17 protein-coding genes are annotated in these 25,470 nt (G+C 74.3%); 4 read left to right on the top strand and 13 right to left on the bottom strand.

The window, feature by feature from the left end:
- Positions 1 to 28: 28 nt before the first annotated feature.
- The 10 genes from ABZY91_RS31070 to ABZY91_RS31025 all read right to left on the bottom strand — a co-directional run bounded on the left by ABZY91_RS31070 (position 29) and on the right by ABZY91_RS31025 (position 13,243).
- Entirely contained in the window at positions 29 to 1,045 is a 1,017-nt protein-coding gene (locus ABZY91_RS31070) for a 3-oxoacyl-[acyl-carrier-protein] synthase III C-terminal domain-containing protein (RefSeq protein WP_355406165.1), read from the bottom strand.
- Entirely contained in the window at positions 1,042 to 2,145 is a 1,104-nt protein-coding gene (locus ABZY91_RS31065) for a 2OG-Fe(II) oxygenase family protein (RefSeq protein WP_355406163.1), read from the bottom strand. The genes ABZY91_RS31070 and ABZY91_RS31065 overlap by 4 nt, the downstream gene beginning before the upstream one ends.
- A gap of 41 nt (positions 2,146 to 2,186) precedes the next feature.
- Positions 2,187 to 3,401, bottom strand: a complete 1,215-nt coding sequence (locus tag ABZY91_RS31060; RefSeq protein ID WP_355406161.1) for a cytochrome P450 — start codon at positions 3,399 to 3,401, stop codon at positions 2,187 to 2,189.
- Complete coding sequence (mpaD, locus tag ABZY91_RS31055) at positions 3,398 to 4,678, bottom strand: daptide-type RiPP biosynthesis aminotransferase (RefSeq protein ID WP_355406159.1); 1,281 nt, start codon at positions 4,676 to 4,678, stop codon at positions 3,398 to 3,400. Before mpaD ends, ABZY91_RS31060 begins: the two co-directional genes overlap by 4 nt.
- Positions 4,679 to 4,832: 154 nt before the next feature.
- Positions 4,833 to 6,062, bottom strand: coding sequence for a MupA/Atu3671 family FMN-dependent luciferase-like monooxygenase (locus ABZY91_RS31050; protein ID WP_355406157.1), 1,230 nt, complete (start codon positions 6,060 to 6,062; stop codon positions 4,833 to 4,835).
- A gap of 3 nt (positions 6,063 to 6,065) precedes the next feature.
- Entirely contained in the window at positions 6,066 to 6,407 is a 342-nt protein-coding gene (locus ABZY91_RS31045; protein ID WP_355406155.1) for a phosphopantetheine-binding protein, read from the bottom strand.
- An 8-nt stretch (positions 6,408 to 6,415) separates the two neighbouring features.
- Positions 6,416 to 7,717 carry an aminotransferase class I/II-fold pyridoxal phosphate-dependent enzyme gene (locus ABZY91_RS31040; protein ID WP_355406153.1) on the bottom strand — a complete coding sequence of 434 codons (1,302 nt, stop codon included), beginning with the start codon at positions 7,715 to 7,717 and terminating at the stop codon, positions 6,416 to 6,418.
- Positions 7,704 to 9,347, bottom strand: a complete 1,644-nt coding sequence (locus ABZY91_RS31035) for an AMP-binding protein (RefSeq protein WP_355406151.1) — start codon at positions 9,345 to 9,347, stop codon at positions 7,704 to 7,706. Before ABZY91_RS31035 ends, ABZY91_RS31040 begins: the two co-directional genes overlap by 14 nt.
- Positions 9,348 to 9,371: 24 nt before the next feature.
- The gene (locus ABZY91_RS31030) at positions 9,372 to 9,623 is read right to left on the bottom strand and encodes an acyl carrier protein (RefSeq protein WP_329878415.1); all 252 of its coding nucleotides are present in this window, start codon (positions 9,621 to 9,623) and stop codon (positions 9,372 to 9,374) included.
- A gap of 881 nt (positions 9,624 to 10,504) precedes the next feature.
- Positions 10,505 to 13,243, bottom strand: a complete 2,739-nt coding sequence (locus ABZY91_RS31025; RefSeq protein ID WP_355406149.1) for an FAD/NAD(P)-binding protein — start codon at positions 13,241 to 13,243, stop codon at positions 10,505 to 10,507.
- 163 nt (positions 13,244 to 13,406) lie between these two features.
- Here ABZY91_RS31025 and ABZY91_RS31020 point away from each other — a divergent pair, with 163 nt between their 5' ends.
- On the top strand, positions 13,407 to 13,907 hold the full coding sequence (locus ABZY91_RS31020; RefSeq protein WP_355406147.1) for an Rrf2 family transcriptional regulator: 501 nt from the start codon (positions 13,407 to 13,409) through the stop codon (positions 13,905 to 13,907).
- A 108-nt stretch (positions 13,908 to 14,015) separates the two neighbouring features.
- On the opposite strand, the gene ABZY91_RS31015 is transcribed toward ABZY91_RS31020, so the two are convergent.
- The 3 genes from ABZY91_RS31015 to cobF form a co-directional block, all read right to left on the bottom strand.
- Complete coding sequence (locus ABZY91_RS31015) at positions 14,016 to 14,654, bottom strand: TetR/AcrR family transcriptional regulator C-terminal domain-containing protein (RefSeq protein ID WP_355406145.1); 639 nt, start codon at positions 14,652 to 14,654, stop codon at positions 14,016 to 14,018.
- A gap of 278 nt (positions 14,655 to 14,932) precedes the next feature.
- Positions 14,933 to 16,990, bottom strand: coding sequence for an aminodeoxychorismate/anthranilate synthase component II (locus tag ABZY91_RS31010; protein WP_355406143.1), 2,058 nt, complete (start codon positions 16,988 to 16,990; stop codon positions 14,933 to 14,935).
- Positions 16,991 to 17,592: 602 nt separating this feature from the next.
- On the bottom strand, positions 17,593 to 18,351 hold the full coding sequence (cobF, locus tag ABZY91_RS31005; protein WP_329878406.1) for a precorrin-6A synthase (deacetylating): 759 nt from the start codon (positions 18,349 to 18,351) through the stop codon (positions 17,593 to 17,595).
- 264 nt (positions 18,352 to 18,615) lie between these two features.
- Here cobF and ABZY91_RS31000 point away from each other — a divergent pair, with 264 nt between their 5' ends.
- From ABZY91_RS31000 to ABZY91_RS30990, 3 genes are all read left to right on the top strand, one after another.
- Positions 18,616 to 20,058, top strand: a complete 1,443-nt coding sequence (locus ABZY91_RS31000) for a glyceraldehyde-3-phosphate dehydrogenase (RefSeq protein ID WP_329878405.1) — start codon at positions 18,616 to 18,618, stop codon at positions 20,056 to 20,058.
- Positions 20,059 to 20,465: 407 nt separating this feature from the next.
- Complete coding sequence (locus tag ABZY91_RS30995) at positions 20,466 to 22,178, top strand: cellulose synthase catalytic subunit (protein WP_329878404.1); 1,713 nt, start codon at positions 20,466 to 20,468, stop codon at positions 22,176 to 22,178.
- A 16-nt stretch (positions 22,179 to 22,194) separates the two neighbouring features.
- Positions 22,195 to 25,362, top strand: a complete 3,168-nt coding sequence (locus tag ABZY91_RS30990; RefSeq protein WP_355406141.1) for an acyltransferase family protein — start codon at positions 22,195 to 22,197, stop codon at positions 25,360 to 25,362.
- Positions 25,363 to 25,470 lie beyond the last annotated feature (108 nt).

Below are 25,470 nucleotides of genomic sequence, written 5' to 3'. Positions count from 1 at the left end.
CGCGTGCCCGCCGGACGTCGGCCGCTCGTCAGACCCGCAGCAGCGTGCAGGCCCAGTGCATGCCGTTCCCGGTGCTGGTGAGGGCGACGATCCCGCCCCGCGGGAGCTCGCCGGCCTCCAGCTTCTTGCCGAGCGCGAGCAGTTGGTCGGCGCAGCCGAAGTGGCCGTGGTCGAGGGCGATGGCCGCGTTGGTGTTCTCCAGCGGCACGCCGTAGTCGCGCGCCGCCTCCGCCAGGCCGTCCGCGGTGCCGTTCATGTGCAGGACGTGCCGGACCTCCTCCACCGGGACGGGCACCCGGCGGCAGGCGGCCTCCAGGACGGCCAGGCCGTTGGTCCTCGTCTGCCGCATGAAGCGGATCTTCGCCCGCAGGTCGTGGCCGAGGAACTCCTCCATCAGCGTCACCGGGTTGCCGACGGCGCCGGGGTCCGGGGATTCGGCGGTGACCGGCCGGGCCGCACCGCCGCCGGGCAGGTACGCGACGTCGGCGAAGGTCCCGTCGGTGATGATCTCGGTCGCCAGCCAGCGGCACCGCTCCTCGTCGCGCCGCAGCACCGCCGCCACCGCGCCGTCCGAGGTGATCGCCGTGCTGGACTCCATCCGGTTCCAGTACGCCTCGCAGACCCGGTTGACGGTGATCAGCAGGGCGGTCCGGTAGCCGGGGTGGGTGGCGAACTTGCCCGCGGCGGCGTCGAATCCGCTGACGCCGCTGCTGCACGCCTGGTTGACCAGCAGGGCCTCCGCGCGGCGGGTGCCCAGTTTGGCCTGGGTCGCCGCGGCCGGGTCCCAGTAGAGGTACTCGGGGATGTCCGCCATCGCCAGCACCACCAGGTCGACCTCGTCCGCCGCGACCCCGGCGCGGTCGAGCGCCCGTCGGCCCGCCTGCGCGGCCAGGTCGGTCAGCCCGACGCCGTCCGGCGCGCGGTGGAACCGGCGGTAGCCCCAGTCCTCCACCCGCTTGAGGTCGCGGGTGTAGCGGGGTGCCTGCTCGGCGACGTCGCAGGGTTCACCGAGCGCGTAGTCGACGGCGCTGATCCCGTAGGTCACGGCGCCGCGTCCAGCCGGCCCATGCTGCGCAGGATGTACGCCCGCCGGGACTTCGACAGGAAGTAGTCGCCGGAGCGGACCGGCGGGTGGTGCGGCGGGTCGTCGGGCGTGGTGCAGGTGGGGATGCAGGCGATCTCGGTCTCCGGGTCCGCCTGGTAGAAGAAGGCGATGGAGATCCGGTCGAGGTGCTCCTGCTCCTTCGGCGGGTTGACCACCCGGTGCACGGTGCTCGCCCAGCGGTCGTTGGTCCACCGGGTCATCAGCCGGCCGAGGTTGACGACGAAGGAGCCGGGCAGCGGCGGTACGTCCAGCCACCGGCCCTCCTGGTCGCGCACCTGGAGGCCGCCGGGTGCCTCGTCCTGGTAGAGGACGGTGAGACTGCCGAAGTCGGTGTGCGGGCTGTTGCGCAGCTTGTCGTGGGCGACGCCGGTGCGGGGCGGGTAGTAGTTGACCATCATCGGGGTCATGTGCCGCTCGAACTTGTCGTCGAACCAGGTCTCGGGAAGGCCCAGCCCGAGGGCGAACAGCCGCATCAGCTCCGCCGACAGGACGGTCGCGGCGCGGTAGTACTCCAGGAACGCGTCCCGGAAGCCCGGCTGGTCGGGCCAGCGGTTGGGGCTGTCCAGCCCGGGGAACCGGTTCCCGGTCCGCTCGCCGAGCAGGCTCCCGCCGAACAGGTGCAGCCGGTCGTTGGCGCCGTAGCCGTGCTGGAGCGGGTCGTCGGGGTCGTTGGCGGCGCCGTCGCGCACCTCGGCGGGCCCGCGGAAGAACGCGCCGGCCGCCTCGTACAGCGCGGCGACGGTCGCTTCGGGCACCCCGTGGCCGACCACGACGAGGAAGCCGCTGGTCTCGCACGCCTTGCGGACGGCCTCGGCCACGCCGGCCCGGCGTCGCGCGTCCGGCGGCGCGTCGAGCCCCAGGTCGATGACGGGCACGTAGCCGTGCAGCAGCGTGGTGCCGTCGCCGCCCTCGCCGGGCGCGGACTGCGCGGCGGACGCGTCCGGCGCGTCCGGCGCGACGGGTGCGTTCGGTGCCGGTGCCGGTGCCGGTGGTGTGGTCGGTGCCGGTGGTGTGGTCGGTGTGGTCGGTGTGCCGGGCATCGGGCCTCCCCCTCCTAGCGATGGTGACTTCCGGTGACGGGTCACCAGGTGACGTGCAGCGACCGCAGACCGTAGATGAGCATCTCCGCCAGGAACGGCGGCTCGGCCTGCGGTTCGGCGAGCCGCAGACCGGGCAGGCGGCGCAGCAGGGCGCCCACGGCCAGCTCGGTCTGGGTCTGGGCGAGCGCGCTCCCGAGGCAGCGGTGGATGCCGTGCCCGAAGGCCAGCTGGCTGCGCACCGTACGGGTCAGGTCGAAGCGGTCGGGCTCCTCGAACACGGCGGGGTCCCGGTTGGCGGTGGCCAGGTGGACCACCACGCCGTCCCCGGCGCGGACCGTGCGCCCGCCGAGTTCGGTGTCGTGCAGGGCGACCCGGGCGACGCCGTGCTGCACGAGGGTCCAGTAGCGCAGCGCCTCGGCGACCGCGTGTCCGGCCCGGCGTTCCGGGTCCGCCCGGACCAGCTCGGCCTGGCGGGGGTCGCCGAGCAGCGACAGCATGGTCAGCGAGAACAGCCCGGCGGTGGTCTCCAGGCCCGCGACGACGATCAGGTTGGCCAGGTTGACCAGCTCGGTCATGGTCAGGTCGCCGTCGTCGAGGCTCCGCGCGAGACGGCTGAACAGGTCGTCGTCGGAGCCGGTCCGCTTGGCGGTGAAGAGCCGCTCCAGGTACTGGTTCATCCTGCCGGCCGCCAGGACGCGCTGCACCGGCGTGGCGTCGTGCGTCTGCAGGTCCCGGGTGCAGTCCAGGAAGAAGTCCCGGTCGGCGAGCGGGGTGCCCAGCATCTGCGAGGCGCTGAGGGCGGGCAGCGGGACGGCGAGCGAGGTGACGAGGTCCTGCGGGCCGCCGGCCGCGACCATCCGGTCGATCAGCTCGTCGGCGGAGGCGGTCAGGGCGGGGCGCATCGCCCTGACCCGGGAGCCGCTGAACTCCGCCGCGACCAGCTGCCGCAGCCGGGTGTGCTGCGGCGGGTCCATGGACAGGAAGTGGCCGGGGATCGGCCGCTTGGAGGAGAGCGGGAAGGCCGGGTAGCCGGGCAGGGTGGAGTCCGAGCTGAAGCCCCGGTGGTCGGCGAGGACGGCGCGGGCCGTCCGGAAGTCGGTCACCAGCCAGGCCTCGCCGCCGTAGCTGAGCGGCACCCGCCGGACCGGCTCGCCCTCGGCGGTGCGGTACGCGGCCGGCGGGTCGCGGGGGTCGCTGCGCGGTACGGGGAAGGACCAGCCGACGGCGGTGGCGGCGTCGATCGTCTCGGCGGTCACGGGCGGGCCGCCGGGGCGAGCAGCCACTCGGCGGCCCGGTCGAGACCGGTGCGCAGGGCCGCGGCCAGCGACTCCACGTCCTCGTCCCGGTACACCAGGGCCGGGGCCAGCTGGATCCGGCTCGGGCCGGCCGACACCAGCGCGCCGGCCTGCCGGATCTCGTCGACGACCCGGCCGAGGACCGACTCGGACAGGTCGGCGCCGTCGGCACTCAGCCGCAGGGCCCGGAAGCAGCCGAGGCCGTTGTCGTCGGCGACCAGCGGGTGCGCGGTCAGTTCGGCGAGGAGGCCGTCGAGCTTCGCGGAGACCCGGCCGGCCCGGCCGACCGCGTCGAGGCGTGCCATCTCGTCGATGGTCGCCAGCATCGCGGCGCAGGTCGGGGGAGCCCCGGCCTGCGTCTCGGCGTGGGTGAGGGCGGAGTCGGCCCGGTCGAAGACGTCGCAGATCGCGTGCGAGACGACGACCGCGGCGGCGGCGCAGGTGCCGTTGGTGAGGCCCTTGGAGGCCAGCAGGACGTCGGGCGGCTCCGGCCAGTTCTGCGAGGCGAAGTAGGAGCCGGTGCGGCCGAACCCGGTGGCGACCTCGTCGGCCACCAGCAGGAAGCCGTACTCGCGGCGCAGCCGGGCGAGGGCGGCCAGCATGGTGTCGGGCAGCGGGAGCGCGCCGGTGCCGAGGACCGGCTCGACCACGACGGCGGCGATGCTGTCGCCCTCCGTGCGAAGCAGCTCCTCCAGCTCGGCCGGGTCCTCGTGGCTGACGTGCCGGATGAGCCGCTGGTCGACGCTGTAGTAGCTCTGGCCGAGCGACATGCCGGTCAGGGCGTGACTGCCGTAGGTGAGGCCGTGGTAGCTGCCCTTGAGGCCGACGACGACCCGGCGGCGGAACTGCCGGTGCAGCGACCAGTACTGGCGCGCCAGCTTCATGGTCAGGTCGTTGGCGGCGCTGCCCGAGGTGGAGTGGAGCACCCGGCCGAAGTGCTCGGGGCCGCAGACGTCGAGCAGGGCCCGGGAGGCAGCGACGGCGGGCTCGTGCCCGGCGCGGAACAGCGAGAAGTACGACGTCTCGATCAACGCGGTCCGGACGGCGTCGGCGATCCGGGGGTTGCCGTAGCCGAGGTTGACGTTCCACAGGCCGCTGGTGGCGCACTGGCGCCACTGCCCGTCGGCGAAGAGCACCCGGGTGCCCTCGGCGCGGACCGCCGTGTGGGACGCCCTCCCGAACGTGCTGGGGCGCTCCAGGAGCTCCCACAGCGGATAGCGCGCAGAATCGGTTCCCACGTATTCCCCCGGCGTGATGATGTGGTCAGGAAGGTCTTCGCCCGTGGTTGTCGGCCGCAATCCCGCGGGGCCGGGTGGATGGCGCCGGCCGGAGAATTCGCGCATTCACGAGAAGGGTCGGCGCAATGCCGTTGATCATGTACGGTACAAGAGATCAGGGGCTCTGAACAGCCTTTTCCGGGAGTGGGCTCGAAGAATGCGCCGGTACCGCTCCCGGAGCGGGGCGCGGCCCGGCGTCCGGGACCGTGGCGCCCCGTCCGGGAGCCGGGCGGGCCACCCGGCGGCCGAGCTCGGCGAGGTGCTCCAGGCCGTCCAGCACCTCCGCCGCGGGCACCCCGAAGTCGACCAGGCAGGCGAGCTCGTCGACACCGGCCCGCCGGTACTCCTCGACCAGTTCCTCGGCCCGGGCGACCGTCCCGAACAGACCGCACCCCTGGTGCAGGTAGCGCCGCAGGGCGGGCCGGACGACGGCCCGGGTGCGGGCCGGGCTCCACCCGGCGCTCTCCTTGGGGCCGAACAGGGTCATGGCGCTGACCAGGTAGTCCTCCAGCGGCCCGCGGGCCCGCGCCTCGACCTCGGCCCGGTCCTCGCCCAGGAGGGTGTGGACCATCAGCACCACCCTGCCCCGCCCCGGGTGCCCGGCGGCGGCGTACTCGTGCCGGTACTCGGCCGTCCGCAGGGCGAGCCCGGCGAGGTCCTGGTTGGCCAGGTGGGTCAGCACACCGACGCCCGCGCGTCCGGCGGCCCGGAAGGTCCCGGGGTTCCCCGCGCTGGTCAGCCACATCGGCAGCGGGCCGTTGACGGGCAGGGGGAAGATCCGCGGGCCCTCGGGCCCGTCGGCGGTGGCGGCCGGCAGCGGCTCGCCGCGCCAGAGCCGGCGCAGCGTGTCGACGGCCTCGACCGCCGCGCGGTCGCGCCCCTCGAACCCCTCGGGGCGCAGGACGAAGTCGGCCGGGTTCCAGCCGGAGGCCAGCGAGAGGCCGGCCCGTCCGCCGGACAGGCCGTCCACCACCGCCCACTCCTCGGCGATGCGCAGCACGTGGTGCAGCGGGGCGACGACACTGCCCGCGCGGATCGCGATCCGCTCGGTGCACGCGGCGATGGCGGCGCCGGTGACCGCGGGGTTGGGGTAGAGGCCGCCGAAGCGGTGGAAGTGCCGTTCGGGCGTCCAGACGGCGGCGAAACCGGCGCGGTCCGCGAACCGGGCGCCCTCCAGGAGCAGGCGGTAGCGGTCCGTGACGCCGCCGCGGGGGGCGGTGCCGTCCGGGGCGTCACCGTGGGGGGCCCTGCCGCCCGGGGCGGCGGTGTTCGGGGCTGCGGTGTTCGGAGCCGCGGCGTCCGGGGCTGCGGCGTCGTCCGCGAAGTAGAAGAGGCCGAGGTCCACCGCTCAGCGCTCCCGCGAGCCGGCCGCCGTCAGCGCGGCGGCGACGATCGAGCTGATCCCGTCGATGCTGCCGAACGACGGGTCGCCGAGGGCGTCGTCGCCGAGCTCGAACCGGAACCGCTCCTCGATGTGCTGGATGAGGTGCAGGGTCCCCAGCGAATCCAGGTATCCGGAATCGAAGAGGTCGATCTGCCGGGTGAATTCCGGGTCACCGTCGTCGACCCGCCCCTCGGTCCGGACGAAACGCTCCAGGATTTCCGCGATCGCCGCAGTCCCCGTGATTTCCGCGATGTCCGCGACATCGCCGGCCGAAATGCCGGACATGGTGTTCTCCATGGTCTCCACCCTTCTGCTCAGCTGGAATTCGTGTGCGGCCGGCCCCGCTCGCGAGCCTCCTCGAAGGCCGCGCGCAACCGCCGCCCGACGTCGTCGAACCGGTCCGGCCCCGTGTTGAGGGCCACCCGGAAGTGGCCCTCCTCGTGGAAGAGCTCCGACGGCATGGCGATCAGGCCGTGCGCGGCGAGCAGTTCCACGAACTCCCAGCCGCCCAGCCCGTACGGGCACTCGGCGTACAGGAAGCCGGTGGCCCCGCCGCCGACCACGCGGTAGCCGAGGTCGGTCATCAGCGCGCGCAGCCGCACCTGGTCGGCGCGCAGGTCCCCGCAGTCGGGGTCGAGATCGGCCAGCTCCAGCACGAGCCGCTGCATCAGTGCGGTCGGGGCGCAGTGGCCCATCGAGCGCAGGGCCCGCTCTGCGCGCACCCGCGTCTCCTCCCGCCGGCGCAGGCCCGGCCCGAGGGCGAGGTAGCCGGTGCGCTGCCCCTGGAGGGACCACGCCTTGCCGTACGAGTACACGCTGACCGTGTCCGGGTACACCTGCATCGGGCTGGTGAAGGGTGCCCCGCCCCAGTTCTGGTCGCGGTGCACCTCGTCGCTGATCAGCACGGGCGCGCGGCCGAAACGGGTGGCGGCGGCGCGCAGGGTGTCCGCCAGTCCGGTCAGCTCGTCCGCGTCGTGCAGCACCCCGGTCGGGCAGACCGGCTGACTGATGATCACGCCCGCGGTGTCGGGACCGATCGCCGCGGCGAGCGCGGTCAGGTCCAGCCGCTTGCCGGCGCCCGAGGGCACCGGGCGGGCCCGCAGGCCCAGCCGGTGCGCGTAGAGGAAGTAGTCCATCCAGCACGGCGTGACGACCAGTACCTCCTCCCCGGGTTCGAAGAGGGCGGCCAGGGCGGTGTTCAGCGCGGCGGTCGCGCCCGGGGTCAGCAGGAGGTCGCGGTGACCCAGCCGCAGGCCCAGCCGGCGCGAGAGCGCGGCGGCGGTTCGGCGCCGGGCGAGCGTGCCGCCGCCGAACGGCGTGTACTGGAGCTCGCTCTGCCCGACCGAGGCGGTCAGAGTGCGCAGCAGGTCGAATCCGCGCGGGTCGCGGTGGACCAGGGGGTTGGGGTAGGAGAGGTCGACGACACCGCCGCGTGATCCGCGCAGCGTCGCCGCGTGCAGGGCGGCGAACCGCTCCAGCGGAGCGGCGAGCCGGGCCTCCTCGTCGGCGGGTGCCGTGACGCCGACGGGCCCGGCGGGTGCCGTGACGCCGGTGGGCTCGGTCGGCGCGGTGGGCTCGGTGGGCTCGGTGGGCGCCGTGGTGTCAGCGGGTCGCACGGGCGGCCTCCTGCGGTGCCTCGGCGGCGGGCCGGGCGCCGTACTCGGCCTTGACCCGGGCACGGTCCGCCTTGCCCGAGGAGGTGCGGGGCAGCGTCGGCAGCACCCGGAGGCGACCGGGCCGCTGGTAGAGCGGCAGGTGTGCGGCGATGTGCTCCTCCAGCAGGTCGAGGGCGAAGCCGGCCGGGTCGGCGGGCACCACGACGGCGACGACGACGGGATCGGCGTCCGTCCCGTCGGCCGGGTCGGCGGACAGGCCGGGGCGGTCCGCGAAGACGACCGCCTCCGTGAGCAGGCCGGAGGCGAGCAGTCCGGCCTCGATCTCGGTCGGATTGACCCGGAAGCCACGGGACTTGAACTGCTCGTCGCGCCGCCCGAGGTAGCTGAGGAACCCCTGCTCGTCGCAGCGGACGTAGTCGCCCGAGTGGACCACCCGCTCCGCGACCGCCCCGCCCGGGGCGAACGGGTACGGCCGGAACACCCGCGCGGTCGCGTCCGGGTCGCGCCAGTAGCCCGCGGCGACGGTCGGCCCCCGGTGGACGAGTTCGCCCACCTGGCCGGGCGCGCAGCGGCGCCCGTGCTCGTCGAGCACCAGGATCTCGGTGTCCGGGATCGCCCGGCCCATCGACCCCGGGCGGCTGTCGACCAGGTCGGGAGGCAGGTAGGTGGAGCGGAACGCCTCGGTGAGCCCGTACATCAGGTAGACCTCGGTGCCGGGGTGGGCGTCCCTGATCCGGGCGACGGTGTCGGCCCGCAGCGCGCCGCCGGTGTTGGTGACGTAGCGCAGTTCGGGCAGGTCGAGGCCGAGGAACGGTGACGGCCGGTTCACCAGCAGCTCCCAGAGCGGCGGAACCCCGGCGAGGCCGGTGATCCGCTCGGCGGCCAGCTCCCGGCAGACCCTGGGTGCGAAGGCCGGGCCGCCGATGACCAGCGTGCCACCGGCCCAGAACGTCGCCAGCACCTGGTTGAGGCCGGCGTCGAAGCTCCACGGCAGGAGGGAGAGGGTGCGGTCCGCCTCCGTGAGGCGCAGGTACGTCGAGACGATCCGGGCCCCCGCGACCAGGTTGGCGTGGGTGACCATGACGCCCTTGGGCCGGCCGGTGGAGCCGGAGGTGTAGATCAGGGCGGCGAGGTCCCCGCTGATCGGCCCCGTGCGGCCCGCCCCCGCGCAGGCTGTCCCCGTGCCGACGGTCCCCGCGGCGGTGCCGGGTGTCCTGGCCGGGTCGCCGGTGCCGCCGCGCGGGGCGGCGTCCGCCGCGTCGAGCACGGGCACGCCGAGGTCGCCCACCAGCGGGCGGTGCCGCCGGTCGGTCACCACCACGGCCGCACCGCTGTGCCGGACGATGTGCTCGACCTGCTGCGGCTTCAGCGACTCGTTGACGACCACCGCGACCGCGCCCAGCCGCAGTGCCCCGAAGAACCATCCGAGGCACTGCACCGAGTTGGGCAGGAGGACGGCGACCCGGTCGCCCGGCCCGACCGCGTTCGCGGCCAGGGCGTCGGCGAACTCCTCAGTCAAGGAGAGTAGTTCGCGGTAGCTCAGCATCTCGCCGTGCCGGCTCACGGCCGGGTTGGCGCCATGGGTCGCCGCGCGGACCGTGAGCAGGTCCGGCAGGGTGAAGATCTCCATCGTCCGACTCCGGTGACGAGAGCCCTAGCCCTGGGCGACGACGTAGTCGACGATCTTCCCGATGGTGTTGAAGTTGTCCACGCTCAGTTCCTCGTCGGGAATGGAGACGGCGAATTCGCCCTCCAGCCAGACCAGGACCTCCAGAATTCCGAGCGAGTCGAACTCCGGGTAGTCGCGCAGGTCCTTGTCCTCGTTCACGCCGTCCTCGCCGAGGGCGGGGAGGGTCTGGCGAAGACGAAGTACCACGGAATCCGTGATCTCCTGACGTGAGGTCATGGTGATTTCTCCAAACTTCGTCACGACGAAACGGACGTGCAGATTCTCCGGGCGGCCGTGCGGAGGACGGCCACCGGTCGGTGTCCCCCGCACACGGGTGGGGGGAGCGCGCTGCCGCCTCGCGGGCAGGGTGCCGCGGCGGCGGTGGTGGACCTCGGGGCGCGTGGAAGCAGTCCCTTGGTGAGGCAGCGCCAGTATAAGCATGTCAGGTACACGGCATAGAGCGCTGGCCTGCGGAATGTGACTGGAGTGACAGCCGGTGCGCATCGGCGATCCCGGCCCGCACCGGACCGGATGACGTCGGATCAGGCGTGGCGCGGAGACGTGGCGCGGCCCGGAACCCCCTGGGCGCAGCGGCCCGACGGGCTCCGGCCCCCCTGGGCCGGCCCGTCGGCCGCACACTATCCCAGCCCCCCTGACCTGGGAAGCTGTCCCGCTGTCCGTGCTCTTGCGAAGGTTCCACCCATTGGTCCGATTCGCGGGATCCGGGCTCCCGGAAAGGCCGTTGACGATCTTGCGGTCGGCCGCATAGGCTCCGAGCCGGTTCGGCGCCGAACGCCCCTTCTTGACGCGGTCGGAGGCCGACCCGGATTTCGATCACGGGGGGTGACGATGATGAGCGGAATTACTGACGCCCGTTCGCCGGCGGTGAATTGGGGGGACCGCGGTCCCGTCGTGCGGAGGCGCCCACGGAATGCCGTTCGCGGTGGGGGAAACGCCACCGGAAGTGCCGCGACGACACCGGCCCGGGTTCCGTGAAATCCCCCGCACCCAAGGACGGTTGACGACCACCGCCGGCCTGTCCCCGGGCGCGTGAGGTCGGCGCGGGGGACAGGCCGGCGGTGGCCGGTGGCCGGTGGCCCTGGTCGGGCCCGCGGCGGTCAGGCCGTCGGGAGGTGCCGGGGCAGCGACCGGACCCGGCGCCGGTCGAGCGGGGAGGGGCGGCGGTCGAGTCGGGTCCGCAGCAGCCGCTCCGCGTCGGCGTAGCGGCCGGCGGCGGTCAGCGCGTGGATCAGCGTCTCCTCGACCACCTCGCGCTGGGCGGCGCTCCCGCCGGCCCGGCGCAGCGTCGGCCGCAGGGCGGTCAGCGTGTCCGCGGCGTCGCCCCAGCGCTCCTCCACGACGGCCGTCATGGCGTCGCAGAGCGGCGCGATGACCTCGTGCTGCACGGGGTCGGTGTGCCACGCCGCGTGCCGCCGGAGGCGGTGCAGCCCGACCAGGTCGCCCGCGGACGCGAGAGCCATCGCGCTGTGCAGGGCGACGAAGGCCGTCGCGGGCCGTTCCAGGGACTCGCGGCCGATCGAGTCCAGCACCGCGGTGACGGGCGTCGCGCCGTGCCACCGGTCGGCCAGTCGGGCCCGCCACAGGAACGAGGCGGAGTCGACGAGCGCCCGGACGCCGTTCACCCGGGACGGCGACAGCTGGGAGTACCAGCGCTCCCGGACGGCGGACGCGTCGTCGAGGGCCAGTTCGTGCAGGCCCGCGTGCCAGGAGAAGTGGGCGTGGTGCGCGGTGCCCAGGCCGTGGCGGTCGATCCACGCGTCGAGCCAGCGGCGTCCCTCCTCGTGGTTCCCGCGTTCGTAGTGGACGTGGGTGAGGGCGTGCACGGCGTGGCCGGCGGCCGGTTCGACGCCGAGGGCCCGGTCGGCGAGCTGCTCGGCGGCCGCGAAGTCGCCCTGCTCCTGCCGGATGAAGGCGAGCAGCGAGGTGTGGAACCAGTGGCCGTCGTGCTCCGGAGCGATGCGCCCGACCAGCCGGTACGCGTAGTCCTGAAGGTCCGTCACGCCCGAGAAGGCGATGGTGGGGACGGCCATGCCGAGTGCGAGCACGTCCCGGGGGTGATCGGCGAGGTGGCGCAGCAGCGCGGCGTCCCCGCCGGTGCCGCGGACCCGGTGGGCCACGACCTCGACCAGTGAGCGTTCCCGTTCGTCGCCGCGCTCGCGGACCGCGCTGCGGGCGTCGGCGAGCGCGCGGGGGACGTCCGCGGTGGCACCGCCCTCATGGCCGAGCGCGGCCAGTGCGGCGTGCGCGAGGGCGAAACCCGGGTCGAGTTCGAGGGCCCGGTGCAGTGCCTCGTCGGCGCCGGCCCGGACCGCCATGAGGAGGTCCAGGGCCGTGCGGTAGGCCGCGGCCGCCGCCGGGTCGGTGCTGAGCGGAAGCCCCATCGGGTCCGTGGGCCGGACGCCTGCGGGGCGGGTCCGGGGAGCGGCGGCCCGGGTCAGCAGGACGTCCGCGATGCGCGCGGCCTGCGCCCGGATCTCGGGTACCGCCGTGGTCTCCCAGAGTTCGCCGCGGCGGTGGGCGCCGAGCGTCCACAGGGGTGCGGGCGCCGAGGAGCCGGCGCCGAGGAGCCGTCCGTCCGGGTCCGTCGCGTACCCCATGCCCAGCGGGCCGGTGCGGGCGAGGCCGGCGTCCAGGAGGCCGGTGTGCAGGGTGTCGGGGGAGCGGGCCGGATCGGTCGCCGGCCCGGTACAGTCCACCACCCAGCGGACCCGCAGGGTGCGGCCGTCGACCAGGGTGACGACGAGCCCGGTGCCCCCGGGCTCGTCCTCCCGGACGGCTGCCACCTGCCCGGCGGCGGGCCGGAACCGGCCGGCCTCCCGGAGCCGGGCGAGGGCCTCGGCGGTCGCGGGCGCCATCCGGTGCCGGCGGGTGTTCCACCGGGAGCGGTCGCGGGCGAGGAACTCGGCGCGCTCCTCGACGGAGAGGGCCGACCAGAGCCGCGCGGTCAGCGGGCGCAGACCGTCGAGGGCCGGCCGCCAGTCCCCGTGCGTGCGGACGGTGCGGCGGACGTGCCGCTGGACGGCACGCCGCAGGTCGGCGAGGGCGAGCCCGTCCAGCGGCTCGGCAGGCGGGACGGCGGCGAGGGGTGCCACGGCGTGCGGGCTGGGCAGGTCGCCGCCGCGGGACACGGCGTGGAGGGTGCGGCCCGGACGGTCGAGGGTGAGCGCCACGTCGACGGCGGTCAGCCCGGTGCCGACGAGCAGGACGTCGCCGTCGGACGCGAGCGGCCCGGCGAGGGCGTCCGGTGCCCAGGGATCCGGGACGAACCGGGCGGAGTCGCGGAGCCCGGGGGGTGCCCAGGACTGCCGCGAGCGGAGCGGACCGGTGGCCAGGACGCAGCTGTCGGCCGTGAGTTCGGCGCCGTCGGCGAAGGTGAGCACCGTCCGGCCGCGCTGCCGGGCGAGGCCGGTCACGGTGGCCGCGACCCGGTGCACCGTGACCAGGGCGCGGGCCCGGGCCGAGGCGTCGGTGAGGGCGTCGGCGAGGTACGAGCCGAAGAGCCCGCGGGGGACGAAGTCGGCGGCGGTGGTGCGGGCGTCCGCGTGGCGGACCAGCCAGCGGACGAAGTGGGTGTCGTCCTCGGGGTAGCAACTCATGCCCCCCGCAGGGACGTTCAGCCGGTGTCGGCGGTCCCGGGTGGCGTACGCGGTGCCCGCTCCCGGGGCCGAGCCCGAGCCGGGAGCGAGGGCGGGGTCGACGAGGAGGAGGGTTAAGGGGGTGTTCCGGCGGAGGGCGGCCTCGCACAGGTGGATCGCCACGAGCGCGCCGGCGGCGCCGGCCCCGACGACCGCCACGGTGTGCCGGGTCGGGTGGGACTGGTGTGTCGGCAGGGACATCGGTTTCTCCAGCGAGCGATGTTGTCCACTAACTCGATGCACTATATGGAAGTGGAGTGACGGGGGCGTCTGATCAGGTGTCCGAGGTGTGTGGGTCGCGTGGTGATCGGATCGTGCCCGGAGCGGTGGTGTGACCGAGGGGGCGGCGTGAGAGATTGGACCCATGCGGATCTCGGCCAGGGCGGACTACGCGGTACGGGCCATGGCGGAGCTGGCCCTCCGGCCCGCCGGCCCGACGAAGGCGGAGTACCTGTCGGGTGCCCAGGACATTCCGCTGCGGTTCCTCCTCTCGATCCTGCGCGAGCTGCGTCAGCACCGGCTGGTGCGCAGCGTGCGGGGCCCCGAGGGCGGCTACGCCCTGGCCCGACCCGCCGCGGAGATCACTCTCGCGGACGTCATCAGGGCCGTGGACGGCTCGCTCGCCAATGTCCGGGACCTCAGCCTCACGGGCCTCGACTACCCGGGCGCGGCGGCTCAACTGCCGGACGTCTGGCGGGCGGTGCGGGTCAGCCTGCGGCAGGTCCTGGAGCACGTCACGCTGGAGGACCTGGCCCGGGGGCAGCTTCCCGAGGGCGTCCGGGCGCGGGCGCGGCAGTACGTCGAGGACGTTCGCCATCCGGTCGCCGACACCTCGGCGGCGCAGGGGCCGGGCGGTCTGGACTGAGCGTCGGCGCGGACCGGTCCGGGGCGGTAACTCGGCTTACCGGGCGGCTTGTCGAGGGGCCCGGATCGGCCCCCGGTGCGTTCGGCGCGTTCGGTGTGTTCGGAGCGTTCAGCGCGTCCGGTGCGTGCCGCGGCCGAGGAGGGCCTCGGCGCCGTCGAGGGCCCGGGCGACCGTGAACGCGTAGAACGCGGTCGCGGCCTCGTCGGAAGTCTGCTGGTGGGGCGCGCGTTCCCGGGCGGCGGGGGCGGCGGGGGCCGCGGCGCGGTCGTCCTCGGCGGCGACCAGCAGGAAGGCGCTGTTGAACAGGTAGCGGTAGACCAGGGCGGCGTCCGCGCCGAACCCGGCGCTCTCCAGGATCTGCACGCCGGTCTCGACGGCGGGCAGGGCGGCCGGCGCGGTCGGGCCGACGAGGCACATCCGTCGGGCGACGCCCGGATACTGCCGCATCACCGTCCGTCCGTCGAGCAGGAGCTCGGTGAACCACTGCCGCCAGGGGAGGCTCGGGTCCGGGACGGGCAGGGCGGCGACCACGGCGCCGGTGACCTCCGCCACCACGGCGTCCCGGTCGCCGACGTGGTGGTAGATCACGCCCGGCCAGACGTCGAGGGCCCCCGACAGCCGGCGGATCGACCAGGTGTCCAGCCCGTGCGCCCTGGTCAGCTCCAGAGCCGTGGCGACGATCTTCTCCGCGGTGATGGGCGGGAGGCCCTCGGCCATGCGGGAGCGTCTGCGGGGGGACCGGATCATACGGCGACCCTAGTTCAGCCCCGGAGAGTCTGGCGAGTGGTCGCACGGTGCGCTCGGGGGCTCGCCGCACCGCCCGCCGCGCCCCCCGCGACCTGGTGTTCTCGGTCTCCGGGGCGGCTCCCCGGCCCGGTCCATCACGGGTCGTGGGCGCGCCCGGGGGAGCGCCGCGGGGGCCTGCCGGGCCGTCCCGGCAGGCGGACCGTGACCGCTCCGGAAGGTGGACCGCGACCGGTCCGGGGGACGCGCTCCGGCCGCCGCCGGTCGCCTCCCGGCCCGCCTCAGGACGTCCCGACCGGCGCCGTCAGCAGATCGGCGAGGAGGCCGCCGAGGAGCGCGGGGCCGTTGCGGGTGAGGACGGACGCCGGGTGGAACTGCACGGAGGCGAAGTCCGGTCCGCGCAGGGCGTGGACCTCGCCGTCGGCGTCGTCGCGGGAGACCAGGACGGTGCCGGGCCGCCAGATGGAGGGGAAGTCCTCGTTGTCGCAGCGGGCGGCGAAGGTGTTGTGGAAACCCACCGTCCTGGTCCGGCCGAACAGGTCGATGGTGCGCCGCACGCCCCGCTGCGGCGCGGGTCTGCGGACGACCGCCAGGCCGAGCAGGGTGCAGAGCACCTGGTGGCCGAGCCCGACCGCCAGGAACGGGGTGCCGTTCGAGAGCAGCATGGCGACGGCGCCGCGGAGGTGGGCGATCCCCGGGTTGCTGCTCTGCCGGGGGTCGCCGGGGCCCGGGCCGATCATGACCAGGTCGTACCCGTCGAAGCCGGACCCGGGCAGCCCGAACCCGTCCGGCAGGTGCCGCTCCGGGTGGTGCCTCCCCGCCGCGTGCTCCTGCGGCCCGAGCCCTTCCGGCCCCAGCCCTTCCGGCCCGCGGCCCGGGAGTCCGGGTCCGGGCAGGCGGGGCCCGTCGGGGCGGAACGGGTGGCGGGGGTGTGCGTCGGAGCCGTGCGGATCGCCGAACCGGCTGACCTCGACGGTGGCGCCGAGGGCCGTGAGCATCTGCCGGCCCAGGGCGGTGAAGGTGTCCCCGGGGTCCAGGACGAGGACCCGGCGCCCTTCGAGCGCGGGCATCGGCTGCGCCCGTTCCTCCGGTTCCGCCTGCCAGAACGCGGCGACCGGTTCGTGCCGGGCGGCGAGGGCCCGGCGGACCGCCGTTTGCGAGCCGAGGTCGGAGGGTTCCGGAGCGCGCGCCCCCGGAGCGGGCGCGACGGTCCGCAGGGCCGAGAGCAGGTCGGCGGCCTCGATCCGCGTCCAGGCGGCCGCCGCTGCCGGGGCCGACCCGCGGACGTGGGCCGGATCGACGCGGATCCGCAGCCGCCCGGTCGCGTCGACCTCGGCGGTCCGGGCGAGGACGGCGGAGTCCAGGGCCTGGCGGCCGCGTCCGTCCCGGCCGATCAGCGCGATCACGCCGGGGTGGTGGCCCGGGCCGCCGAGCCCGTCCGGTCCGCTCGGGCCGCCCGCGTCGTCCGGGAAGGTGCGGACGGCGGGCGTGGGCGGCCGGGTCTCGTGCAGGATCGTCCGCACGTCGCGGGTGGTCCGGCCCTCGACCTGGTACTCGGTGTGGGCGAGGTGGGGCATGGTCCGCAGCCGGGGGCCGGTGATCCGGCCGCCGGCCGCACAGAGCCGGCCCGCCGTTCCGAGACCCTCGTCGACCGCGCGGTAGAGCCGGGCGGCCTCCTCCGCGCCGGTCAGGAAGGCGACGACGCCTTCGGTGGTCGGCCCGCCGGGCGGGTAGCGGTAGGTACCGCCGGCCGGGTTCAGCGCGATGGTGCCGCGGTCGAGGCCGACATGGCGCCGGGGCGAGGCGCCGAGGAGGACGCGGTCGCCGGTGTGCAGGACGAACGTCCAGTACGCACCGGGCTGTTGACCGAGCAGGCGCCGGAAGAGGGCGAGCGCGGTGGAGGGCGACCAGTCGGTGACGGTGACCGAGAAGGATCGCCCGGCGTCGGTCCGTCGCAGGGGCGCCGGGTCCTCGTCGTCGGGCTCGGCGCCCGCTCCGGTGAGGCCGACCGGCGTGCCGGGCAGTAGTCCGAGCACCTCGGCGACCGGTGCGAGGGCCTGCTCGGTGACGCGGAGCGCGGTCAGGGCGTCGCCGTCGTCGGAGGCCGTCCCGCCGGGGCCGGCGGGAAGCCGGTGGGGGAGGAGCGCGAGGACCTGGTGGCGGCCGGGCGCGTCGGCGTCCGGCACCGGCAGGTCGCCGATCCGGGCCGGGCGGCTCACCGTGCCGGTCAGCACGTCGAGGATGCCCGGGCCGGTGGTTGCGGGGCGGTGCACCAGGGCGAACGGCGGCGGCGTGGGGCCGGTGATGAGACGGAGCAGCCGTTGGGCGGTCCGGGTCATCGCCGCGCGCTTCCGGCGGTGGCGGGCGGTGCGGTCGGCGAGGAGTCCCGCGTCGGGGTCGGGGCGGAGGTGCGTGGCCCGGTGCGCGTCGGGGTCGGCGCGGTGCGTCCGACCGGTGCGGCGTGCGGGGCTGTCTGCGGGATCGTCAAGGGAGCGGTCCCTCCGGGAGGGTGGCGGCGGCGGTGGCGGGTGCCGCCCACACCCGCCCGAGCCGGACCGTGCCGCCCGGGGGCGGGACCGGTCCGCGCTGTGCCGTCGCGACGGGTGGTTCCGCAGCGACGGGCCTCGCGGCCGTGACGGGTGGTGCCACCGCGACGGGCTGAGCCGCTGCGGTGGGGGCCGGGACCGTCCGGGCCGGCACGACGGGGGTGGGCCTGGTCCGGACAGGGCTGGACAGGGAGGCCCGGACGGCATGGTCGGTGGGCCATCTGCAGCTCCTGTTGGACGCTGTATATGAAGTGAGGCTAACCTTACCTACTCGCAGTCAACAAACGTCAAGAGTTTCCCGTCCGACCCGTGCCGAAGGATCCTTCGCACACACGAATGCGCCGCCCCCGCCTTGGCGGGGACGGCGCGTGACCGAACGTCAGCTCTCCCGGGCGTCAGCCCTCCGAGCGGCGGAGCAGGTAGGTGTCCATGATCCATCCCTTGCGCGCCCGGGCCTCCTCGCGCAGCTCGCTGATCCGCGGGGCGGTCTCCGCGAGCGGACCGGCGGCGAGGATCTCGTCGGGCGTGCCGAGGTAGGCGCCGTAGAAGACCTCCAGCCCCTCGGGATCGATCGCGGTGAAGGCGGCGCGCCCGTCGAGCATCACCACCACGTCGTCCACGCCCTCCGGGAAGCCCTCGGCGAGCCGGCGGCCGGTGGTGATCTGCACCGGGCGGCCGACCCGGGTCAGCGTGGTGCGGTGCCGGGCGGCGAGTGCCGAGACGCTGCTGATCCCCGGGACCACCTCGTAGCCGAACGCCGCGCCGCCGCGGGCGAGGACCTCGTCGATCACGGCGATGACGCTGTCGTAGAGGCTCGGATCGCCCCAGACCAGGAACGCGCCGGTCTCGTCCGGGCCGAGGTGCTCGGCGACCAGCCGCTCGACCAGGTCGGCCCGGCGGCTGCGCCAGTCCTCCACGGCCGCCGCGTACGCGGGGGTGGTGCGGTCCCGCTCCGCGTCCGAGACGCCGACCACGCGGTGGCCGGGCCGGCCGTGCTCGGCGAGGATCTGCCGGCGCAGCCGGATCATGTCCTGCCGTTCCTCGTTCTTGTCGAGGATGAAGAAGACGTCGGTGCGGGCCAGGGCCTTGGCGGCCTGGAGGGTCAGGTGGTCGGGGTCGCCCGCACCGATGCCGATGACGAAGATGTGCTGCATGACAGCGATTGTGCCGTCCGGCTAGTCCGGTCGACCGCCGGGGGCGGCTCCGGAGGTGCGCTCCGGGAGGCGCCCGGACGGTGCCCGGAAGTCGCTCCCGGGGGTGGCGCCGCGGGTGTTCCGGCCGGTGCTGCGGGTGGGTTTCGGGGGGCTCCGGGTGCGGGTGGGGAGGGTGGGGCGGAAGGGGCCCCCGGGGCCCGTTTCGTTGACCGGGCGGGGCCGGAGCTAGCATGTGAACACCCTCCTAGCTCGAAAGATGGACTTGTGACTGTCAACGACGACGTGTTCACGGACTGGAAAAACCGCGAGGAGATCGCGGAGTCGATGATTCCGATCATCGGCCGACTGCACCGGGAGCGGGACGTCACAGTCCTGCTGCACAGCCGCTCCCTGGTGAACAAGTCGGTGGTCAGCATCCTCAAGACCCACCGGTTCGCCCGCCAGATAGCCGGCGAGGAGCTCTCGGTCACCGAGACGCTGCCCTTCCTCCAGGCGCTCACCGCGCTCGATCTCGGCCCCTCCCAGATCGACATCGGTATGCTCGCCGCCACCCACCGCGCCGACGGCCGCGGCCTCTCGGTGGAGCAGTTCACCGCGGAGGCGGTCGCCGGTGCCACCGGCGACAACAAGATCGAGCGCTTCGGCTCGCGCGACGTCGTGCTCTACGGCTTCGGCCGCATCGGCCGCCTGGTGGCGCGCCTGCTGATCGAGAAGGCCTCCGGCAACGGCCTGCGGCTGAAGGCGATCGTCGTCCGCCGGGGCGGTGACCAGGACATCGTGAAGCGCGCCTCGCTGCTGCGGCGCGACTCGATCCACGGCCAGTTCCAGGGCACCATCACCGTCGACGAGGCGAACGACACGATCGTCGCCAACGGCAACGCGATCAAGGTGATCTACGCCGACGACCCGTCCCAGGTCGACTACACGGCGTACGGGATCAACGACGCGATCCTGATCGACAACACCGGCAAGTGGCGCGACCGCGAGGGCCTGTCGAAGCACCTCCGCCCCGGCATCGACAAGGTCGTGCTGACCGCCCCGGGCAAGGGCGACGTGCCCAACATCGTGCACGGCGTGAACCACGACACGGTCAAGCCGGACGAGCAGATCATCTCCTGCGCGTCCTGCACCACCAACGCGATCGTGCCGCCGCTGAAGGCGATGGACGACGAGTACGGCGTGCTGCGCGGCCACGTGGAGACGGTCCACTCGTTCACCAACGACCAGAACCTGCTGGACAACTACCACAAGGCCGACCGCCGCGGCCGCTCGGCGCCGCTGAACATGGTGATCACCGAGACCGGTGCCGCCTCCGCCGTCGCCAAGGCGCTGCCGGACCTCAAGGCGAAGATCACCGGCAGCTCGATCCGCGTGCCGGTGCCGGACGTCTCGATCGCGATCCTCAACCTGCAGCTGGCGCGCGAGACCAGCCGCGAGGAGGTCCTGGAGTACCTCCGCGAGGTGTCGCTGACCTCGTCGCTGAAGCGCCAGATCGACTTCACCACCGCGCCCGACGCGGTGTCGAACGACTTCATCGGCTCGCGTCACGCCTCGATCGTCGACGCCGGCGCCACCAAGGTCGAGGGCGACAACGCGATCCTCTACCTGTGGTACGACAACGAGTTCGGTTACTCCTGCCAGGTCATCCGGGTCGTCCAGTACGTCTCCGGCGTGGAGTTCCCGACCTTCCCCGCTCCGGCGGTCTGATCGACGAGTACGACCCCCGTGGGGCGGCGACCGGTTCTCCGGTCGCCGCCCCACTGTCGTTCGCCGCCCCGCCGGGGCCCGCCGGGGCCCCGCCCGGGCCGTGGGTCCGCGCCCGTCCGGTGTCCGTGTACACGCGTTCCGCGTCTGTGGCAATCGTGTGTCGCAGGGGGCCGTGAGAGGCGCGTGGGGCGGTTTCCGGCCTGCCCGAACGGCCCTTCGAGGGCGTGTCCGCAGGGATGTTGGAGGACTGTTAACCCTACTGTGGCCTGCTGCTTTACGGGCGGGGGTGGGCTGGTCGGTCTAGTGGGGCAGGGGTGAGGTCCGGCCGTCGGACGAGTGGGCGAATGGTCTATACCAATGGGGTACTGTGACCGTGGAGCTGTCAGAAACACGGCTGTGGGGGCCATATGACTGTCCAAGAGATTCCGCCTGTTCGGACGGGGCTTACCGAGCCCGTCGGGCACCTTCCTCAACCTCCTTCGGATCAGGAGCTCTACTGGTACTTCGGACCACAGCGCCGTTGGGTGCTGGTCGCCACCTCGGCCGCGTTCGTCTTCACGGCCGGGACGATGTTCACGTTCGCGCTGCGGACGCCCGCACTCTGGATCTTCCTCGCGGTACTGGCGCTGAACGTGGTGGCGCTGGTGCTCTCCTCCTTCAACAGCCTGCGCAGCCGTCGGCTCACCCGGCAGTCGCACGAAGTCCTCGTGCACGCCTGGGACCCGGACGAACTGCCCACCGTCGACCTCTACCTGCCCACCTGCGGTGAGCCGTTGGACATCCTGGAGAACGCCTACCGGGCGGTCTCCGCGGTCGACTGGCCCGGCGCGCTGACCGTCTGGGTGCTCGACGACGGCGACCGGCCCGAGGTGGCCGCGCTCGCCGCCGCCCACGGCTACGAGTACGTGGTGCGCCCCGACCGGGGCCACCTCAAGAAGGCCGGCAACCTCAACCACGCGCTCACGCTCAGCAAGGCGGAGTTCATCGCGATCCTGGACGCGGACTTCGCGCCCAGGCCCGACTTCCTGCGCCACCTCGTCCCGTACTTCGCGGACCCGCGGACCGGCATCGTCCAGAGCCCGCAGTGCTTCGACACCGACGAGACGATGGGGTGGATCCAGCGCTCCGCCGGCGCCGCGCAGGAGTGGTTCTTCCGCTGGATCCAGCCGTCCCGGGACGCCAGCGACGCCGCCATCTGCTGCGGCAGCAACGCCGTCTACCGGCGCGCCGCCATCGACGCGGCCGGCGGCTTCGCCCGGCTCGACCACAGCGAGGACCTCTTCACCGGCCTCGGCCTGTACGCCAAGGGCTACCGCACCCTCTACGTGCCGGTGCTGGTCGCCAAGGGCACCTCGCCCGACAACCTCGCCTCCTTCGTCAACCAGCAGTACCGCTGGGCGATGGGCAACCTGCACCTGCTCGGCTCGCCCGAACTCAAGCGGATCGGCGCACCCTGGCGGATGCGGCTCTGCTTCTACGAGGGCATCGTCGGCTACCTCGCCGCCGCCGTGAACATCTTCGTCGCGCCACTGCCGCCGCTGGTGATGATGTTCTGGTACCCGGACCAGATCCGGCCCTGGCACGTCCTGCCGATGCTCGCGCCGCTCTGGCTCTGGCACGTCCTGCTGCCCAGGGTCAGCCGCACCCGCTGGCGGATCGAGGTGATCCGCTCCAACGTGCTGATGAGCGCCGCCGCCGGCGCCGCGTTCTGGCACACCCTGCGCGGCCGCAGCGCCGCCTGGGTACCCACCGGCGCGGGCAAGGCCAAGCCCGGCGGGCTGGCCAGGCAGGTCGTGCTGGTCTCGCTGGCCTGGCTGATCGCCTCGCTCGGCGCCGGCGCGGCCGGGCTCGCCCTGGCCGTCGCCCACTACGGATGGGAACCCAACTGGGGCCTCGGCCTGTACCTCGCGGTCCAGGCGCAGATCGGCGTACCGCTGATCCGGGACCTGGTGGGCGAGATCAGGGGGGACGCCCGAAGCAGTGCGTCGTCCGCACCCACGAGCCGCGTCGGCATGCTCCCCCGGCGCTGGCCGGAGGGGCTGGCCGCCACCGCCACGCTCGTGCTCACCGCTCTGCTCGCCTCCGGCTGGGTACGCCCGATGCTGCCCTGGCTGGGTTGAAAGGTCGTCACCACCCATGGAAACGCCCGCGGTTCCGGAACTCCGTCCGGATGCCTACACCATTCCCGGCCCGCCGCCCGGCGGCGCCGGAGCCCCGGGGGCCGTCTCCCGGGGCGCCGTCTCCCGGGGTTCCGATGCCCCGGGCCCGGCGCCCCGGCCGGGCTTCCGGCCCGACATCGAGGGCCTGCGCGCGGTCGCGGTCCTCGCCGTCCTCGCCTTCCACGCCTCCGTCCCCGGCCTGGCCGGCGGCTTCGTCGGCGTTGACGTCTTCCTGGTCATCTCCGGCTACCTGATCACCGGCCTGCTGGTGCGCGAGGCCGTCACCAACGGCCGCATCCGGCTCGGGGAGTTCTTCTCCCGCCGGGCCCGGCGCCTGCTGCCGTCCGCCGCCATCGTGCTCGCCGCGGTCGCGCTGGTCGGCGCCTGGCTCACCGTCCCGCTGCGCCGAGCCGACCTGGAGCACGACGTCCTCGCGGCGGCGCTCTCCGTCGCCAACTGGCGGTTCGTCGCCCAGCAGACCGACTACCTGGCGGCCGGCCGCGACGAGAGCCCGCTGCTGCACTTCTGGTCGCTCGCCGTCGAGGAGCAGTTCTACCTCTTCTGGGGGCCGCTGCTCGCGCTCACCTGCTACCTGGTGCTCCGGGTGGTCCGCAAGGGCCGCCCCGACGGCCGCGGCCGGTCGGTCCGGCCCGTGGCGGCCGTGATCGCGGCCGTCCTGACCGTCGGCTCCTTCGCGCTCTCGCTGCACTGGACGCAGGACTCCGTCTCGCTCGCCTACCTCGGCACGCCCTCCCGCGTCTGGCAGTTCGGGGTCGGCGCCCTGCTCGCCCTGCTGCCCTGGCACCTGCTGCGCGGGCCGCGGTCGTTGCGCCTGCTCGTCGGGTGGGGCGGTGCGCTGGCCGTCGTCGGCTGCGTGCTCGCGTACGACCACACCACCCCGTACCCGGGCGTCGCCGCGCTCGTCCCGACCCTCGGCACCGCCGCCGTGATCCTGGCGGGGACGCCCGACCGGGCCGGTGCCACCGCCGTCCTCGGCGTGGACCGGGTGCTCGGCACCCGCGTGCCGCGCGCCCTCGGCCGGCTCTCCTACAACCTCTACCTCTGGCACTGGCCGGTCCTGGTCCTCGCCGGCGCGCAGTTCGGCGCCCTCGGCTGGCCCGTCAAGGTGGCGCTCACCGCCGCCGCCGCGCTGCCCGCCGCCGCCGTCATGCGCTGGGTCGAACGGCCGCTCCGCCGCAGCCGGACCGTCTCCGAACTCCCGCGCCGAGGGCTCTCGTTGGGGCTCACTGCGGTCGTCGTCCCGGTGATGCTGGCGCTGGTCGTCGGCACCGGGACGCTGCGCCTGCTCGGCCCCGCCTCTCCCGTCGACCTCCAGGGCCTGCCGCCCGGCTCGCCCGACGGCACCTCGTTGCTGGTGCGCACCGCCGCCCCGCCGAAGGGCGGCCCGGCGGTGGTCCCGGACGCCGTCCAGGCCCGCAAGGACTTCCCGCCGGACGGCGAGTGCGAGGTGGCACCGGCCGCCACCACCAGCCCCGACTGCCGGTTCGGCGTGGTGGACAGCCCGGACCGGATCGTGCTGCTCGGCGACTCGCACGCCGGCCAGTGGTTCTCCGCGCTGCTCGCCATGGCCGCCGAACGGCGCTGGGCGCTGGAGGAGTTGGTCAAGCAGGGCTGCCCGCTCCCGGAACTCGACGTGATCAACCCGCAGTTGGGTCGCCCCTACCGGGAGTGCGACACCTGGCGGGACAACGCCCTGGCCCGGCTCAAGGAGGGCCCCAAGCCCCGGCTGATCGTCGTCTCGACCCTCAACCGCTACACCGACGACCGTCAACTCCTGCTCCGGGGGTGGGAGAAGACCCTGACGCCGCTGCGCGAGCTGGGCGTGCCGATCGTCTACCTGCGCGACACCCCGATCCCCGGGACCGACGTCCCGGCCTGCATCTCCGGCCACACCGACGACCCGGCCACCTGCGAGTTCTCCCGCGACCGGGCCCTGTGGGCCGACCCGCTGGCCGACGAGATCGCCGCCGGCCGGCTGCCCGGCGTGCAGTCGGTCGAGGTCAACTCGGTCATCTGCCCCGGCAACGGGCGGAGTTGCCCGGCCGTCCTGGAGCGCATCCTGCTCTACCGGGACGACACGCACCTGACCAACGTCGCGGCGGTCGTCCTGACTCCGCGACTGGAGCGGCTGCTGGTCGAGGCGGGCGCACTGCCCGCCAGGGGCGCCGCTCCCGGCGGGTCCGGCGGCCCGGGCACCCCGGTGGGCCCGGTGGGCCCGGACGGATGGACCCACCTGCTCCGGGACGACTTCGACGGCCAGGCCGGCAGCCGCCCGGACACCGCCAACTGGCAGTACGACCTGGGCACCTGCTACCCCGGCTGCCCGGCCCCGCAGTGGGGCACCGGCGAGATCGAGACGATGACCGACTCGACCGACAACGTGCGCCTCGACGGCAAGGGCGCGCTGGAGATCGTGCCCACCCGGGACGCGAACGGCCGGTGGTCCTCGGGCCGGATCGAGTCCCGTCGCGCCGACTTCGCGCCGCCGCCCGGCGGAGTGCTGCGGATCGAGGCCTCGCTCGCCCTGCCCGACGTCACCGGCCCCGCCGCCGCCGGGTACTGGCCCGCGTTCTGGACCCTCGGCGCCGACCTGCGCAACGGGTACACCGGCTGGCCGGCCATCGGCGAGCTGGACGTGATGGAGCAGGTCAACGGCCGGGACACGGTCTTCGGCACGATGCACTGCGGTGTCCTCGACGGGGGACCCTGCCAGGAACCCCGGGGTCTCGGCTCGGGCGACCAGCCGTGCGGCGCGGACTGCCGCACCGGCTTCCACCGGTACGCGGTCGAGGTCGACCTCACGGCCGGCGCCGAACAGGTCCGCTGGTACCTCGACGGCCGCGAGTTCCACCGGGTGGCGGCCGCGCAGATGGACCGCGCGACCTGGGACAGGGCCGTCAACCACGGGCTGTTCCTGATCCTGAACGTCGCCGTCGGCGGCAACCTCCCCGCCGCCTTCGGCGGCACCCCCGGCCCGGCGACGGAACCTGGCCACCCGATGCGGGTCGACTACGTCGCCGTCTCGGCGAAGGCGGGCCCGGTGTCGGGCACGACGGCCGCTGCGGGAACGGCCGCAGGAGCGGGTGCGCGAACGGGCGCGACCGCGGGCGCGGCCAAGCCGTAGTCCGTACGGCGCGAGTGACCGGCCCGGGCCGGGGAGCCACGTGCTCCCCGGCCCGGGGCGCGGCCGGTGGCGGCCCGCGGCGGTTCCACCGGAGGTCGATGCGACGGA

This window comes from Kitasatospora sp. NPDC002965, from assembly GCF_040611255.1.
Lineage (GTDB): Bacteria > Actinomycetota > Actinomycetes > Streptomycetales > Streptomycetaceae > Kitasatospora.
This window is presented reverse-complemented; position numbering and strand designations above follow the sequence as displayed.

Coding starts and splice junctions, on each gene's coding strand:
- ABZY91_RS31065 (WP_355406163.1), bottom strand. CDS start 2,145: ATGCCCGGCACACCGACCACACCGACCACACCACCGGCACCGACCACA.
- ABZY91_RS31035 (WP_355406151.1), bottom strand. CDS start 9,347: ATGGAGATCTTCACCCTGCCGGACCTGCTCACGGTCCGCGCGGCGACC.
- ABZY91_RS31030 (WP_329878415.1), bottom strand. CDS start 9,623: ATGACCTCACGTCAGGAGATCACGGATTCCGTGGTACTTCGTCTTCGC.
- ABZY91_RS31025 (WP_355406149.1), bottom strand. CDS start 13,243: ATGTCCCTGCCGACACACCAGTCCCACCCGACCCGGCACACCGTGGCG.
- ABZY91_RS31020 (WP_355406147.1), top strand. CDS start 13,407: ATGCGGATCTCGGCCAGGGCGGACTACGCGGTACGGGCCATGGCGGAG.
- ABZY91_RS31015 (WP_355406145.1), bottom strand. CDS start 14,654: ATGATCCGGTCCCCCCGCAGACGCTCCCGCATGGCCGAGGGCCTCCCG.
- ABZY91_RS31010 (WP_355406143.1), bottom strand. CDS start 16,990: ATGACCCGGACCGCCCAACGGCTGCTCCGTCTCATCACCGGCCCCACG.
- cobF (WP_329878406.1), bottom strand. CDS start 18,351: ATGCAGCACATCTTCGTCATCGGCATCGGTGCGGGCGACCCCGACCAC.
- ABZY91_RS30995 (WP_329878404.1), top strand. CDS start 20,466: ATGACTGTCCAAGAGATTCCGCCTGTTCGGACGGGGCTTACCGAGCCC.
- ABZY91_RS30990 (WP_355406141.1), top strand. CDS start 22,195: ATGGAAACGCCCGCGGTTCCGGAACTCCGTCCGGATGCCTACACCATT.